Here is a 15,498-nt window from a genome sequence, read left to right on the forward strand (position 1 = left end):
CTCTCAGCTCGCCAGCGCGGGATAGTCCGTGTAGCCCTCGCCGGTGGGACCGTAGAAGGTGCTCGGGTTCGGCTCGTTGAGCTCGCGGTCGTCGCGCCAGCGGGCGACGAGGTCGGGGTTCGCGATCACCTGGCGGCCGACGGCGACGACATCCGCGTGGTTCCCGGTCACGAACTCCATGGCCTCGTCACGGGTGGTCAGCTGACCGAACCCGCTGTTGGCCATGAGCGGCCCGCCGAAACGGGCGCGGAGGTCTTGCACGAGCTCTCCCGCGGGGTCACTGTGCAGCACGCTGAGGTAGGCGAGGCCGAGCGGTGCGATGCCGTCGATGAGCGCCTCGTAGGTGGCCCTGGTCTCCGCCTCGTCCGTCTCGAAGACGTCCTGGATGTTGTGCGAGGGTGAGATGCGAATGCCCACCCGATCCGCGCCGACCGCCTCGGCGACCGCCGTCACGGTCTCGATGCCGAAACGGGCACGGTTCGCCGGCGAGCCGCCGTAGGCGTCGGTGCGCACGTTCGATACGGGCGACAGGAATTCGTGGAGCAGGTAGCCGTTGGCGGAGTGCACCTCGACGCCGTCGAATCCGGCGGCGATCGCGTTGCGAGCGGCCTGCACGATCTCGGCGGTCACCGCGGGAAGCTCCTCGGTCAGAAGAGCGCGGGGCTCGGCATAGGGCTTCTTGCCGAGAGGCGTGTGGGTCTCGCCGTCGATAGCGATCGCGCTCGGAGCCACCGGGGTGAGGCCTCCGGTGATCTCGGGATGCGTGACACGGCCTCCGTGCATGAGCTGCATCACGATCACGCCACCCTCCTCGTGCACGGCGTCGGTGACCCGGCGCCATCCGGCGATCTGCTCGTCTGTGACGATGCCGGGCTGGCCGGGGTAGGCGCGGCTCACCGGGCTGGGGAAGGTGCCCTCAGTCACGATGAGGCCGAGGGTGGCACGCTGCCGATAGTGCTCGACCAGCAGGTCGTTGGGAACACCGGAATCACCGGCCCGCAGTCGGGTGAGGGGCGCCATGACGACGCGGTTGGAGAGGGCGAGGGCTCCGAGGTTGACGGGCGCGAAGAGTTGCACGGTAAATCCTTCTGGCTGGGTTGCGGGTACCGATTGGCCAACGGGCGCGCGCCCCGCACTATTCCCTTCTCTGCGTCCCGCGCGCGACTAGCCTGAGACGATGGATGACCCTACCCGCGAGTTTCTCTCCACCTTCCAGCGATTCATGTCCGAGGTCGTCAACCAGGTCGCTGTCGAATCGAGCGACCTCACTCCGCTCGGCCTGGTGGTGCAGGAGTTCCTCGCGACGGATATCTCCACCTTGCCGGTGATCACGCACGGGCTTCCCGCGCACCGGCTCGTCGACGCCGACCTCGCCCTCGCCGAGCTCGGGCGGGACTCCGGCCACCCTCCCGTCGGCGTCAGCGGCGGCCAGCAACGCGAGCACCTCTCGCTCTCGGAGCTCCTGTTCAGCCCCTACGGCCGTTTCTCCCCCGCGCCGATCGACTACCTCTCGATCGCCGATGGCCCGGAGACCACGCGGAGGGTCATCGCGTTCGGCCTTCACCGCATCGTCTTCGAGGGCCACCCCGTGGTCGTGCTCGAGCGCGCGGCCCAACCTCAATTCGGCCGGCCCGGAGCGCAACTCGAGATCCTCTCTCTCGACACCGAGATCTCGTCGCGGTTCCTCGACGAATTCTCCCGACTGGTGCTGAGTCTCAGCGTGCTGCGGGGCAAATTGCTGTCGTTCACCGGAAATGAATACGGCAACTCGTCGGCCGGTGCAACCTTCCTGCACCGACCGGCGGTCGACGCGGATGACGTGGTCCTTCCGCCCGGCGTGCTCGAGACCGTGGTTCGCCATGTCGTCGGCATCGGAGAGCAGCGCGAGCGTCTGCTCGCTGCCGGACAACACCTCAAGCGCGGGGTGCTGCTCTATGGGCCTCCCGGCACGGGCAAGACCCTTACCGTGCGTCACCTGCTGTCACGGACTCCGGGCACGACGGCCGTGCTCCTCACTGGATCGAGCATCCAGTTCATCACCGAAGCCGCCGAGTTGGCGCGCGCTATGCAACCCGCCATCGTCGTGCTCGAGGATGTGGACCTGGTCGCGGAGCAGCGAGGGATGCACGGGCCTCAGCCCCTACTTTTCGCGGTGCTGGATGCGCTCGACGGCCTCGACGGGGATGCAGATGTCACGTTCATCCTGACGACGAACCGCGTCCAGGTACTCGAACGCGCCTTGGCGGAGCGCCCCGGGCGCGTTGACCTGGCTGTCGACATCCCGTTGCCCGATGCCGGTGCGCGCCGTCGCCTGTTCCGGCTTTACGCGAATCGCCTGCCGTTCTCCTCGGCGGCGATCGATGCCGCTGCCGATCGAGCCGTCGAGACCACCGGGTCATTCGCCAAGGAGTTGGTGCGACGAGCCGTACTCTCCGCAGCAGAGCAGGATCGCCCCGTCACCGACGACGACCTGTCGACATCCTTGGATGAGCTGTTGGATGCCGGCGCCCAGCTTGCCCGCAACCTTCTCGGTGGCGGCGCGAATCCCGAGCAGCCTGGCGCGTCCACCGCGTCGTGGGGTGCGTACGCTCCGCTCTCCCCGGGGTCACCGCTCGGGTAGCACCCCGCGAGGATGCCGGGCTAGAGCTTCTCGATCGGCGCCAGTTTGATCAGCAGGCGCTTGCGGCCGGCGGTGTCGAACTGAACCTCGGCGATCGACTTCGGCCCGGTGCCGGTGACAGCCGTCACCCGACCGTCCCCGAAATCGATATGGCGGATGCGGTCGCCCGCGGCCAGCGTGAGGTCGCCGTTGTCCCGCACCACGTTCGTCACCCGGTTGGCCCACTGCGTCTTCGGTTGGGCCGCTCGCTCGGCCCGGGCGGCGCGGGCGAGGGCCGTCGCCCCCGGTCCGCTGGACGCGCCATAGCCGGAACCCAGCGCCGGGGCATCCTCCGCGCCGAATCCTCCGCGCCGGGCGTTGAGCGCTCGGGGCTGCGTGCCCCCGCGCGAAGTCGCCATGCCGGGAGACTGCCGCCACTCGATGAGCTCAGGCGGGATCTCCTGCAGGTAACGCGACGGCATGGCGACGGAGACCTCGCCGAACTGCGCCCGGGTCATCGCGAGGGAGAGGTAGAGCTTTCGGCGTGCGCGCGTGATGCCGACGTAGAAGAGACGCCGTTCTTCTGCCGGTCCGCCGGGCTCGTTCGCCGACATGCGGTGCGGGAGCAGATCCTCCTCGATGCCGGTGAGGAACACCGCCTCGTATTCGAGACCCTTCGCGGTGTGGAGCGTCATCAGCGAGACGGTGCCGCTCGAGTCGTCGATGTCGTCGGCCGCGGCCACGAGAGAGGTCTCGGTGAGGAAGTCGAGAAGGGTGCCATCCGGATTGTTCTTGTTGAACTCCTTTGTCACCGCTACGAGCTCTTCGATGTTCTCGGCACGGGCCTCATCCTGCGGGTCGCGGGAGGAGCGCAGCGCCTCCACGAGTCCGGTCTTGGTGATGAGTGCAGTGAGGATGTCGGCGACCGCGGCCGTATCCGCGGTCAGCGCGACCTCATCGAGGATCGCGCCGAGGCCGAGGATCGCGCCGGTGATCTTGGGGCCGAAGCCCATCTCATCCGCGTGCCGCAGCGACTCACGCAGCGTGATCCCGTGCGTCTCGGCGTAGCGCTGCAGTGTCGCCTCGGTGACGCCGCCGATGCCGCGCTTCGGGGTATTGAGGATGCGGCGCAGCGCCATCGGATCGGCCGGGTTCGCGATCGCGATGAGGTAGCCGAAGGCATCCTTGATCTCGGCGCGCTCGTAGAATTTCGTGCCGCCGAGCACCCGGTAGGGCAGCGCGGAGCGGATGAAGATCTCTTCCAGTGCTCTCGTCTGCGCGTTGGTGCGGTAGAAGACTGCGATGTCGCGGTACTCGATATTGCCGGTGGAGTGAAGCTCGGTGATCTCGTCCGCGATGAACTGCGCCTCGTCGTGCTGGCTGTAGCCGGTGAAGCCGACGATCTTGTCGCCGTCGCCGACGGTGGTGAAGAGTTTCTTGTCCTTGCGGTCGAAGTTGTTCGAGATCACGGCATTCGCCGCGCTCAGGATGTTCTGGGTCGACCGGTAGTTCTGCTCGAGCAACACCACCTTGGAGTTCGGGAAGTCCCGCTCGAACTCCACGATGTTGCGGATGTCCGCGCCGCGGAACGCGTAGATCGACTGGTCGGAATCGCCGACGACGGTGAGCGACGCGGGCTCGAGGTGCTTCGTCGGGTTGCTCAGCAGCGACCCGTCGAAGCCCGTCGCCCCGCCGAGCAGGTCGGTGCGCGGCGGCTGGGTCAGCTCCCGGATCAGCGAATACTGGGCGTGATTGGTGTCCTGGTACTCGTCGACCAGGATGTGCCGGAAGCGACGCTGGTAGAGCGCAGCCACCTGCGGGAACGCGCGGAACAGGTAGACGGTCTGGCCGATGAGGTCGTCGAAGTCGAAGGCGTTGGCGCTCTGCAGGCTGCGCGTGTACTCGCGGAAGATGTCGAGGAACACCCGCTCCTGCGGATCGTTGAAGTTGGCGCCCCTGGCGTAGGACTCCACATCGCTCAGCTCGTTCTTGAGCTTGGAGATCTTGCCGGCCACCGAGGAGACGGTGAAGCCGAAGGTGTCGGCATCCAGGTCTTTGATGATCCGCTTGATGAGTGCGCGGGAGTCCGCCGAGTCGTAGATGGTGAAGTTCTTGCCGAAACCGAAGTGCTCGGCCTCGCGGCGGAGAATGCGCACGCAGGCCGAGTGGAAGGTCGAGATCCACATGCCCTGCGCGGCCTGCCCGAGGATGGCCTCGACACGCTCCCGCATCTCGGCCGCGGCCTTGTTGGTGAAGGTGATCGCGAGGATCTGCGACGGCCAGGCATCCTGCGTCTCGATGAGGCTCGCCACCCGCCGGGTGAGCACGCTTGTCTTGCCGGATCCCGCGCCCGCGACGATCAGCAGGGCGTGACCGCGGTACTCGACAGCTTCGCGCTGCTGCGGGTTGAGTCCCGCGAGAAGAGGGGACTGAGTCGGCTCAGAATGGGGCTCGGCCGGATCCAGGATGAAGGTCATGACCGACCCAATTCTAGGGCGAAGCACCGACGGTGCTGCGAAGGTGCTGGGAGCGGGAGGCGCACACAGCCTCTCCCCTACTCTGAAAGTGAGCCCGAGGGAGACACCAGTGCCCGCATCTTCAGTCGATCGTGACTTCGACGTCGTCGTGATCGGTGCCGGCCCGGCCGGGACCGCCGCCGCCCTGCGCGCCGCCGAACTCGGCGCCCGCGTCGCCGTGCTCGAAGCGGATCGCACCGGCGGCACCTGCGTGAACACGGGCTGCGTACCTACCCGCGTGCTCGCCCGCACAGCCCGGATCACCCGCGAGATGCGGACGGCCGGATCCTGGGGGATCATCCTCACCGAGCAGTCTCTCGACTGGCCGGAGACCGTGGCGCGGGTGACACGCACCGTGGACCGGGTGCGCTCGATCAAAGCCGAGGCCGATCGATTCGCGGCAGCCGGCATCGAGCTCATCCTGGAGGGCCGCGCGCGCTTCACCGACGCCAACACGCTCGTGCTCGACAGCGGTCGCGTGGTCACTGCCGACTCGGTGATCATCTGCGTCGGCGGGCACTCCCGTCGGCTCCCTATCCCCGGAGCGCAGCTCGCGACGGTTCCGGAAGACATCCTCTCCCTACCGGAGCTTCCCGCTCGCTTGGCCGTGATCGGGGCAGGCAACACCGGTGCCCAGCTGGTGACGGTGTTCAGTTCGTTCGGCAGCGCCGTCACCGTGCTGGATGTCGCGCCCCGCCTTCTCCTGGCATCGGATGCCGCGATCGCCGAGGCCGTCAGCGGGGCCTTCGTGCAGCAGGGGGTGTCCGTGCGCACCGGCATCGACGGGGTGGACGGCCTCTCGCGCGCCGCCGACGGCTCGATCACGCTGCGCTGGCGGGAGGGTGGCGCCGTGGCATCCGCCGACTTCGATGCCGTGATCATGGCGACCGGCTGGCCGGCGGATGTCGACGACCTCGGTCTCGAGAGCGCCGGGATCACGCCCGAGCGGTCCGCGATCGCGGTCGACCAGTACTTCCGCACATCCGTGCCCCACATCTTCGCCGTCGGTGACGCGAACGGGCGGGACATGCTCGTGCAGGCCGCGCACTTCGAGGGGGAAGCGGCAGCGGAGAACGCGGTGCTCGACGCGAACCGCCGAACCCCACATCACCTTCTGCCCGCTGGCGGCTTCACCGACCCGGACTATGCCGGGGTCGGGCTCACCGAAGCACAGGCTCGCGAGCGCGATCCGCAGTGCGTGGTCGCCCGCGTCGACTACTCCACGCTCGACCGGGCCGTCATCGACGACCGGGAGCGCGGATTCCTGATGCTCATCTCTGATCGCCGACGTGAGTTGATCCTCGGGGCGCACGCAGTCGGCGAGAATGCGATCGAGGTGGTGCAGTCGGTCACCACGGCGATGGCGGCCGGCATCGACGTCGCGACTCTCGCGAACGTGAAGTTCGCCTATCCCACTTACAGCGCGGTGATCGGGCTGGCGGCGCGGGCGCTGCTGACGGAGCCGGCCGGCCGGCCCTGATTCGACGGGCCCTGATTGGGCTGGCCGCTAGTGAACCGTGAGGCCGGTCCAGTTGAGCGGCGGCTGACCGTTCGGAGTGGGCGCACCGGGGTTGTCGAAGCGCGGGTTGGATGCTCCGGAACCGGACTGTGGATCGCCCGCGCTCGCTCGCCGAAAGGCCTGAACACCGACCACGATGAGGGTGATGCCCGAGACCAGCGCGATGATCCCCACCGCGAGATTGACTGCGCCTGTCGGATCGGCGGCGTTGAGCGGCCCGAAGATCGACTGGGGAATGAGCCACCACGACCCGAGCACGGCGAGTACACCAAGGACTCCGAGGAGGCCACCGTTGCGACGGCCGCGGAGGCGGATGGCGTCGAGCTGGAGCGCGCGTTCTGCCGTGGCGAGAGTGTCCATATCGTGAGAGTAGTTCGTTACTGCTTGGGTGTCGAGGATCTCGACACGGCCGCGGGCGGCCTACTCGATCAGCGGGAGCGCCGCGGGCGGCCTACTCGATCAGCGGGAGCGTCGCGGGCGGCCCACTCGATCAGCGGGCGAGCGAGCAGGGCGGACCGCGCCTCGATCGCGAGGTCGGGCTGGTCGGTGAACACTCCGTCTACGCCCATGCCCATCAGGTCGACGAACTCCGTCATCCAGTCACCGAAGCGGCTTGCGGATGCGCCGTGCCTCAGCGCCTTCGCGAGAAACCTGTTCTCAGCGCGCAGCGTCCAGCAGAAGACCGTGAGCCCGGCGGCGTGGGCGCGAGCGACGAGTTCGGTGCCAACCGTGGAGCCCGAGGCATCCGTCGCCTGAAGAATGTGCTTGTCGAAGCTGACTCCGTCGACGGAAACGGCGAGCGCGGCCATCCCGTCGACGGTGAGATAGGAGGAGTAGAGCCGAGCCTCTGCTCCGAGCTTCGCCACCTGGTCGGCCGGGCATCCCTCGACGTCGACAAGGAACACGTACCGGGCCCGCACTCCCCGCTCTCGGATCTGCCCGAGCACGGTCTCCTCGAAGCTCTCGATGGTGAGTCGCTCGTCAGCGCTCCAGCCGGCCGCGGCCAGTTCCGCCGCGAAGAGTTCGTCGAGCGGCAGTCCGATCGACGCGAAATAGCTCGCGTGCTTGATCTCGGCGACCATGCCGATGCGCCCACCTCGGGCGCTCGGGGGCGCGTCATCCAGAAGCTCGAGGAGGTCGGACAGCCTGAGGATGCCCTCGGCCGCGAACTCCGTGTTGCCCGGCCGTACTTTCGGCAGCCGCTCGGTAGCCCGCAGGGTGGCGAGCTCTGCCCAGGTGAAGTCCTCGGTGAACCAGCCGCTGAGGGACTGCCCATCGATCACGCGGGTGGTGTGGCGGTCGGCGAACTGCGGGAGTGAGGCGACATCCGTCGTTCCCGAGATCTCGTTCTCGTGGCGGATCACGAGCACGCGATCCTTCGTGGCGACCAGGTCTGGCTCTACGGCGTCCACTCCCTGCTGGAAGGCGAGCCGATAGGCCGAGCGCGTGTGCTCCGGCCGATAGCCACTCGCCCCACGATGACCGATCACGAGGGGGCCGGGCGAAGAAGTCACGTGCCAACGCTACGGGATACGCATGCCGCGCTTTCGCGACCTTGCTACTCTCGTGCCCATGGGGAAATGCACGAGCTGTGGGGCGGCGCTCGATCCAGGCTGGAAGTTCTGCGTCACTTGCGGAACGGCGGTCGTTGCGACGGAGGCCGCGCGGGGCGACGAGGCTGCCACGGCGACATCGACATCCACGGCGATCCCCGAGCCGATCCCCGCGGTGATCCGGCCGATCACCGAATTCGACGACGAGCCTGTTCAGCGAAGGCGACCGGACCTCGCGGTGATCGTGGGTGTGATCATGGCTCTCGGTGGTGGGGTGCTGATCATTGTCGTGGCGATCGCCCTCTTCTCCCCCAAGGGTTGAGCGCATGGAAACACGCAGCAGTTGGCGCGAGCCGACCTCCCTGCTCGAGCTGCGCTGGGGCCGCTATCGCCCGCGCTACGTCGGCGCGATCGTGCTCATCCTTGCCGGTGCCCTCGTGCTCCAGGCCGGCTCGGCCTACGCCGACTACCTGATCCTGATCGGTTTCGTCTCCCACATCGCGGGCTGGGCGATCCTGCCGGCGCGGGGCGGTCCTCGTGCCGCCGTCGCGGTGCCGAGCGCCCTGCTCGTCGGATCCCTCCTCCTCGGATCCGTCGCGGCCGTCCTTCTCGTCGGGCCGCTCGCTTTCTGGCTGATGGTGCGACAGCGGCCGGCGCGCAGCTACCTCGCAACCCTGCTCCCGCTGGTGAGCGGCCTCGCGCTTGCGCGGCTGTATCCGCAATACGGGGACGGCGCGATCGTGGTGGCCGTCTCCCTCGTGGTGATCGTGGCATCCGCGTGGCTGGCGCGCGCTGTCGCACGGCCCCGCGCGCTACGCCCCTAGCGCAGCGAGCGGGGGCGAATCCCCAGCATTTCGGATGGCTCGCCCGGTAAACTCACCGGCATGGCTACCTCCAACCCGGCGTTCAACCGCTCCCCCGCGTTCTCCTCGAACCGCGATGTCGTCGCGAAGCTGCAGAGCTCGACGGCACCGGTGAGAACCGAGAACATGACCGCGGCCCAGCTCACCGATCTCTACAGCGTTCCTTCCGCGACGCCCTCCCAGACCGACCGCATGACCTACGAAGACACGATCGTGAAGATCGTCGTCTCGTTCGTGATCCTGCTCGTCGGTGCCGCGGTCGGCTGGTTCTTCCCGGTACTCGCCCTTCCCGCCGCCATCGTCGGCTTCGTGCTCGCGCTGGTGAACATCTTCAAGAAGAAGCCATCGCCCGCGCTCGTGCTGAGCTACGCCGCGGTCGAGGGAATCTTCGTCGGAGCGATCACTCAGTTCTTCGAGACGACCCGATACAGCGGTATCGCCGTTCAGGCAGTTCTGGGCACCCTGGTGGTTGTCGGAGTGACCTTCGCCCTCTTCGCCAGCGGCAAGATCCGCGCGTCGAAGAAGGCCACCAAGGTCTTCCTCATCGCGCTGGTCGGCTACGGGATCTTCTCGCTCATCAACTTCATCCTGGTCGCCACCGGTGCCCAGTCCGACTCGTTCGGCTTGAGGGGAAGCGTCGAGCTCTTCGGCATCCCCCTCGGTGTCATTATCGGCCCGCTCGTGATCATCATGGCGGCGTACTCGCTCGTGCTCGACTTCGACAGCATCCAGACCGGTGTGAAGCGCGGAGCTCCGCGCATCTACGGGTGGACCGCCGCCTTCGGCATCATGGTCACCGTCGTCTGGCTGTACCTCGAGATCCTGCGACTGCTCGCGCTGCTGCGCCGCTAGCGGCGTTCGGACGCTGAGGTCCGAGTGGGGCGGAGTACGGAGGAGAGCATCCATGGCTGAATTGGTCTATACCGGCATCACCTCCCTCGACGGCTATGTCGCCGATGCCGACGGCCGCTTCGACTGGAGCGTTCCGGATGAAGAAGTGCACGCTTTCGTCAACGACCTCGAGCGCGACGTCGGCACGTACCTGTACGGGCGTCGGCTGTACGAGGTGATGGCAGCCTGGGAGACTCTGGGCGCCACGGACCAGCCGGCGGAAATCAGGGACTACGCCGCTCTCTGGCGGGCGGCCGACAAGGTGGTCTACTCCTCGACGCTGCAGGTTGTGACAACCGAGCGGACACGCATCGAGCGGCGGTTCGATGCGTCGGAGGTCTCGCGAATGAAGCGGACGGCCGACCGGCCGCTTTCGATCGGGGGTCCGACCCTCGCCGCCCACGCGATCGCAGCCGGCCTGGTCGATGAGGTGCGGATGCTCGTCTCCCCGGTCTCGGTCGGGGGCGGCATCCCGTTCCTTCCGCTCGGTGCACGAGTGTCGCTCTCCCTTCTGGAGGAGCGCCGATTCGCGAACGGCGTCGTCTATCTCCGCTATCGCATGACCGCGTAGGCCTCTCGGCAGATCATCCGATATTCGTACGTTATTTGAATTATACAATCTCTGATTAATATGCACCTCGAAGGATCCCCGCGTTCGGGGGGTAACCGACCGCCCCTACCGAGCGGCTCGCGAACCTAAGCTGAAAACTCATCACCGCCTTCGCGAAAGGAGCCAGCCGTGGAATCGGTCGAATCGGACACCCGGGAGGCTTCGCTGGTCTCCGATGACGTGCGCCTTCTCGGCGAGCCCACGAGCAACACGCGCCTGCTCGCGAGAGCGCTCCATCATCTCGACATCGAACATCGCCGCATCCGCGCGATCTTCGCCGGCTCCCTCCATGTGAGCGGGTCGGAGTTCAACGCCCTCATGCACCTCGGCGAGATGGGCGAGGTGACCCCGAAAGCGCTCGCCAAGGAACTCGCGCTCACGACCGGTGCCATGACCTCGATGGTCGATCGGCTCGAAGCGGCAGGACTCGTCCTTCGTCGGCCAAATCCCGTCGATCGCCGATCACTCTTCGTGCGGCTGTCGCCGCGCGGGGAAGAGGCCCGCGAAGAGGTCTACCGCCGCTACTTCGAAGCCGTCACCGAGGCGGTCGACACCTGGCACCCGCAGAACGGGCCACGGGCCATCGACGTGCTTGAGCATGTGGCGACGGCGATCCGCTCGACCATCTCTCCGGCAGGATAGCCGAACCGGCCCCGCCGCCCGGATCTCGGGGCGCTACTCCCACTCGATGGTGCCCGGCGGCTTCGACGTGACATCGAGCACCACGCGATTGACCCCAGCGACCTCATTCGTGATGCGGTTGGAGATGCGCGCGAGCACGTCGTACGGCAGGCGCGTCCAGTCCGCGGTCATGGCGTCTTCCGACGACACCGGGCGAAGGACGATCGGATGCCCGTACGTGCGGCCGTCCCCCTGCACACCGACCGAGCGTACGTCCGCGAGCAGCACGACCGGGCACTGCCAGATCTCCTGGTCGAGACCGGCAGCGGTCAGTTCGGCACGAGCGATCGCATCCGCTTTCCGGAGCAGTTCGAGGCGGTCCCGGGTGACTTCGCCGACGATGCGGATGCCGAGACCTGGACCCGGGAACGGCTGGCGACCGACGATGACCTCCGGAAGCCCGAGCTCACGGCCGATCGCCCGCACCTCGTCTTTGAAGAGAGCGCGCAGCGGCTCGACCAGCTTGAACTGGAGGTCTTCCGGAAGCCCGCCCACGTTGTGATGGCTCTTGATGTTGGCGGTGCCGGTGCCGCCGCCGGACTCGACGACGTCCGGGTAGAGCGTTCCCTGCACGAGGAAGTCGATCGACGCGCCATCCCCCGCCGCTTCGGCGACGAGGTCGGCCGCTGCGGCCTCGAAGGAGCGGATGAACTCGCGCCCGATGATCTTGCGCTTGGTCTCCGGGTCGCTCACGCCGGCGAGGGCGTCGAGAAACTGGTCGACGGCGTCGACGGTCACCAGTCGCACCCCGGTGGAGGCGACGTAGTCCTCCTCCACCTGGCGGCGCTCGTCCTGGCGCAGAAGGCCGTGATCCACGAAGATGCAGACGAGCTGGTCACCGACGGCCTTGTGCACGATCGCCGCGGCGACGGCGGAGTCGACGCCGCCGGAGAGTCCGCAGATCACCCGTGCCGAGCCGACCTGCGCGCGGATGCGCTCCACCTGCTCGGCGATCACACTCCCGCTGTTCCAGTCGGCGGGGATCCCGGCGGCATCGTGCAGGAAGTTCTCGAGCACCCGCTGACCGAACTCGGAGTGCTTGACCTCCGGATGCCACTGAACCCCGTACATCCGCTTCTCGTCGCTCGCGAACGCCGCTACCGGGGTCGACGCACTCGACGCGAGCACGGTGAAGCCCTCCGGCGCTTTCGACACCGAGTCGCCGTGGCTCATCCAGGTGGTCTGCTCCGTCGGTTGATCCCCGAGCAAGGTCGAAGAGCCGGCGGCGAGGGTGACCGCAGTGGAGCCGTACTCGCGAAGTCCGGTATTGGCGACCTCACCCCCGAGCTGTTGCGCCATCACCTGGAATCCGTAGCAGATGCCGAGGGTGGGGATGCCGAGCTTGAGGATGCCCGGATCGAGCGTCGGCGAGCCGGCCTCGTACACGCTCGACGGGCCTCCGCTCAGCACGATGCCCGAGGGATTGAGGGCGGCCACCTCCTCCGCCGTGATCGTGTGCGGCACGATCTCGGAGTAGACATTGGCCTCGCGCACCCGGCGGGCGATCAACTGTGCGTACTGCGCGCCGAAGTCGACGACGAGTACTCTCTGGTGGTCCGTCTCGCTGCGTGCCGTGCTAATGATTCGTTACCTCCGAGGGCGCGGCCGGGGCCGGAACAGACTGTTCGAGCTCGGCGAGCTCGAGGTGCACGCGACGCGTGATGAAGTGCTCCACGATGAAGGAGAGGAACGGTACGACGCCGCCGAGGGCGATCTGAATGAAGCGCAGGAACGGCCAACGCATGAAGCTCCACAGGCGGAAGTCGGCGAACAGGTAGACGACGTACAACCAGCCGTGGGCGATGAGGATGCCCGTCGACAGGTTCACGGCGCGCACCGTGCCGTCCGGCACGAGGGCGATGAAACCCTGGGTGCCCCCCAGCTCGATCTCCCGCTGGATCGGCGTGTACTTGAGCACCATCTCGAGCACGAGCAGCAACAGCAGGGTTCCGGTGACATAGGCGGACACCCGGTACCACTTCACCGCCCCGCGGATTTTCGGGATGTCGGACAGTCGGGGTCGAAGCGCCATGGCCCTAGTTTACGTGCGCCGGTTGGGCGTCCGCCGCGTTCGCGTCGGCGGCCGCGGCCTCCGACGCTTCTTCCTGCTCCCGCTCCCAGGTGTCCCGCACGAGGCGGTACCAGAGGAAGATCGCGAAGCCCGCGAACACCACCCACTCCACCGCGTAGAAGATGTTGAGCAGGTTCACCTCCACGTCGGACGACGGCTTCGGGGAGTCGATGCGTGTGAGACCGGCGACCGGTTGCGCAGACGTGAGGTAGCCGCCGTAGACGCCGGCAGCATCCGGTGTCTTCCAGGTGTTGAGGAACGCGCCCGGGGTCATCGTAGAGAGCTTGCCGTGTTCGAAGTCGCTGTCCTGTGGACCTTCGGCGGGGATGTAGCGTCCTTCGATCGGCACCACAGCGAGGTCGGCCTGCCGGTCGAGTCGTTCGAGGGCGGATTCGGCTCCCGCGCGATCAGGGGACCACCCGAGCGCCACGGCGAGGCCGGCAGTGGTGCCGGAGTCGAGGCCCGCCGAGAAGTGCCCGACGACCCAGTACCCCGGCTTGTCCTTGTTCAACCGATCGCTCACCAGTGAATAGTCCCCGGGGTTCCAGCGGCCACTCGCGGTCACCATCTGCGCATTGGCCCGATCCGTCACCGGGGCCTGGGGCTTCGCGACCCGGTCGAGGGGTATCGCGGTCTCCGTGTCACGCTCGATCACGGTGCCGGTGGCGATGGCGCGTGCGAGCTGCCACTGGCTGAGTCCGGCGAACCCGGCCGCCACCACGAGGGCGAGGGCGAGGGCCCCGATCCAGCGCGGACGCCGGGCAACGGTCCACACCGTCTCTGTCTCGGTCATACTCTCAATATTCCGGATCTCTCTGGCGTTCATTCGGTTGGCGTTCGTTCTGCTGGCGGTCACTCTGGCGCCCACCGTGCTCGTCGGACTGCAGCATGGCTTGCTCGATCAGTCGATCGGCCGCGGAGACCGCATGGTCGGGGTCCCCGCCATCCAGCCCCGCGGTCGCTGCTTCCACCAGGGCAATATTCTCCTCCGCCATTATGGGAACCGGCCTTGCGGCGGCGGTCTTCTTGCTGCCGCTGCGGAGGTAGCGATTGCCGAACTTCTCGGATCGGGAGGCGAGCACAGGGCCGACTATGGCCATGATGAGCACATAGAGGCCGGCGAACGGGGTGAGCCGAGAGTCCAATCCGGCCGTAGTGGCGAGAGTGGCGAGGATCAGGGCGAACTCGCCGCGATTCTGCAGCATCGCGCTGGCGTTGAATCCCTGCGGTGGCGTCAGCTTTGCGATCCACGCGATGAGTTGCCCCCCGAGGGTGTTGAGCACGAGGGTCATGATGATCGCGACGGCAACCGGCAACGCGACCCCGCCGAAGGTGGACGGGTCGAGGGCGAGACCGAAGTTGAGGAAGAAGAACGCGCCGAAGACGTCGCGAAGCGGCAGGGCGAACTGCTCGATGCGCGCTCGATATCGCGTCGCCCCCAGCACCAGGCCGATCAGAAACGCGCCGATGGCATCGGAGACACCGAGAAGTTCGCCGATACCCCCGAACGCGACGGCGAGACCGAAGAAGAGGATGGTGAACAGCTCGTCGTCCCGTGTGCGCACAAGTCGCGAGACGAGTCGACCGCCCCAACGGGCGAGTGCGAACATCGAGACCAGGAACGCGAAGGCGATGGCGAGCTGCAGGGCGACCGGCCAGAATCCGCTCTCTTTTCCGAGCACAACCGAGATGATCGCGAGATAGATCGCGATGAAGACGTCTTCGAGCACCATTATGCCGAGGATCACGGGCGTCTCGCGATTGGCCAGTCGGCGGAACTCGATGAGCAGTTTCGTGACTATCGCACTCGAGGAGGTCGCCGTCATCCCCGCGATGATCAGGGCCTCCCTTGTTCCCCACCCGACCCACAGGCCGAACCCGAAACCGGCGGCCATGTTGATGAGAATGCGGGTGCCACCGGACAGCAACAGGGCCTTGGCGTTGCCGTAGAACTCGTCCTGGTCGAATTCGAGCCCCAGGCTGAAGAGAAGGAAGATCAGGCCGAACACGGCGATCAGTTCGACATCGGCCGATTTGAAGCTCAGGGGGAACAGGTGGAAGTTAGGGCTGGCGATGAGGCCGACCAGCATATAGATCGGGATGGCGGGAACGCCAACGAGCTTCCCTAGCCGTCCCAGCCCATAAGCGATGACGAAGAGCAGACCCAAAACGGCGAGCTCGCCACCGAGGTGCAC

At 67.0% G+C, this 15,498-nt stretch carries 15 protein-coding genes; 7 read left to right on the forward strand and 8 right to left on the reverse strand.

Annotated features, from left to right (window positions below):
- Positions 1-3: 3 nt before the first annotated feature.
- Entirely contained in the window at positions 4-1,077 is a 1,074-nt protein-coding gene (locus ACVXZ4_RS15915) for an alkene reductase (protein ID WP_461795777.1), read from the reverse strand.
- Positions 1,078-1,177: 100 nt separating this feature from the next.
- On the opposite strand from ACVXZ4_RS15915, the gene ACVXZ4_RS15920 reads away from it, so the two are divergent.
- On the forward strand, positions 1,178-2,620 hold the full coding sequence (locus tag ACVXZ4_RS15920) for an AAA family ATPase (protein WP_461795778.1): 1,443 nt from the start codon (positions 1,178-1,180) through the stop codon (positions 2,618-2,620).
- 20 nt (positions 2,621-2,640) lie between these two features.
- Here ACVXZ4_RS15920 and ACVXZ4_RS15925 read toward each other — a convergent pair whose 3' ends face one another.
- Positions 2,641-5,076 carry an ATP-dependent helicase gene (locus tag ACVXZ4_RS15925; protein WP_461795779.1) on the reverse strand — a complete coding sequence of 812 codons (2,436 nt, stop codon included), beginning with the start codon at positions 5,074-5,076 and terminating at the stop codon, positions 2,641-2,643.
- 109 nt (positions 5,077-5,185) lie between these two features.
- On the opposite strand from ACVXZ4_RS15925, the gene ACVXZ4_RS15930 reads away from it, so the two are divergent.
- Positions 5,186-6,595: a dihydrolipoyl dehydrogenase family protein gene (locus ACVXZ4_RS15930; protein ID WP_461795780.1), complete on the forward strand. Its 1,410-nt coding sequence runs from the start codon at positions 5,186-5,188 to the stop codon at positions 6,593-6,595.
- Positions 6,596-6,622: 27 nt separating this feature from the next.
- Here the strand turns inward: ACVXZ4_RS15930 and ACVXZ4_RS15935 are convergent, their stop codons facing one another.
- Positions 6,623-6,994: a hypothetical protein gene (locus ACVXZ4_RS15935; protein WP_461795781.1), complete on the reverse strand. Its 372-nt coding sequence runs from the start codon at positions 6,992-6,994 to the stop codon at positions 6,623-6,625.
- 68 nt (positions 6,995-7,062) lie between these two features.
- Entirely contained in the window at positions 7,063-8,148 is a 1,086-nt protein-coding gene (locus ACVXZ4_RS15940) for a glycerophosphodiester phosphodiesterase family protein (protein WP_461795782.1), read from the reverse strand.
- A gap of 58 nt (positions 8,149-8,206) precedes the next feature.
- Here ACVXZ4_RS15940 and ACVXZ4_RS15945 point away from each other — a divergent pair, with 58 nt between their 5' ends.
- The 5 genes from ACVXZ4_RS15945 (at position 8,207) to ACVXZ4_RS15965 (ending at position 11,193) form a co-directional block, all read left to right on the forward strand.
- Positions 8,207-8,509 (forward strand): zinc-ribbon domain-containing protein, encoded by a 303-nt coding sequence (locus ACVXZ4_RS15945; protein ID WP_461795783.1) that lies wholly within the window; start codon positions 8,207-8,209, stop codon positions 8,507-8,509.
- A gap of 4 nt (positions 8,510-8,513) precedes the next feature.
- Complete coding sequence (locus tag ACVXZ4_RS15950; RefSeq protein ID WP_461795784.1) at positions 8,514-9,011, forward strand: hypothetical protein; 498 nt, start codon at positions 8,514-8,516, stop codon at positions 9,009-9,011.
- 60 nt (positions 9,012-9,071) lie between these two features.
- Positions 9,072-9,902 carry a Bax inhibitor-1/YccA family protein gene (locus tag ACVXZ4_RS15955; protein ID WP_461795785.1) on the forward strand — a complete coding sequence of 277 codons (831 nt, stop codon included), beginning with the start codon at positions 9,072-9,074 and terminating at the stop codon, positions 9,900-9,902.
- Positions 9,903-9,954: 52 nt separating this feature from the next.
- Positions 9,955-10,512: a dihydrofolate reductase family protein gene (locus tag ACVXZ4_RS15960; protein WP_461795786.1), complete on the forward strand. Its 558-nt coding sequence runs from the start codon at positions 9,955-9,957 to the stop codon at positions 10,510-10,512.
- 168 nt (positions 10,513-10,680) lie between these two features.
- Positions 10,681-11,193, forward strand: a complete 513-nt coding sequence (locus ACVXZ4_RS15965) for a MarR family winged helix-turn-helix transcriptional regulator (protein ID WP_461795787.1) — start codon at positions 10,681-10,683, stop codon at positions 11,191-11,193.
- 33 nt (positions 11,194-11,226) lie between these two features.
- Here ACVXZ4_RS15965 and guaA read toward each other — a convergent pair whose 3' ends face one another.
- The 4 genes from guaA to ACVXZ4_RS15985 are packed head-to-tail and all read right to left on the reverse strand — an operon-like array spanning position 11,227 to position 15,498.
- A complete protein-coding gene (gene guaA, locus ACVXZ4_RS15970; protein ID WP_461798011.1) occupies positions 11,227-12,813 on the reverse strand; it encodes a glutamine-hydrolyzing GMP synthase in 1,587 nt (528 codons plus the stop codon).
- Positions 12,809-13,264, reverse strand: coding sequence for a DUF3817 domain-containing protein (locus ACVXZ4_RS15975; RefSeq protein WP_461795788.1), 456 nt, complete (start codon positions 13,262-13,264; stop codon positions 12,809-12,811). The genes guaA and ACVXZ4_RS15975 overlap by 5 nt, the downstream gene beginning before the upstream one ends.
- A gap of 4 nt (positions 13,265-13,268) precedes the next feature.
- On the reverse strand, positions 13,269-14,096 hold the full coding sequence (locus tag ACVXZ4_RS15980; protein WP_461795789.1) for an SURF1 family cytochrome oxidase biogenesis protein: 828 nt from the start codon (positions 14,094-14,096) through the stop codon (positions 13,269-13,271).
- A 4-nt stretch (positions 14,097-14,100) separates the two neighbouring features.
- Positions 14,101-15,498: a cation:proton antiporter gene (locus ACVXZ4_RS15985; protein WP_461795790.1), complete on the reverse strand. Its 1,398-nt coding sequence runs from the start codon at positions 15,496-15,498 to the stop codon at positions 14,101-14,103.

It is taken from the genome of Lacisediminihabitans sp. FW035, from assembly GCF_054880895.1.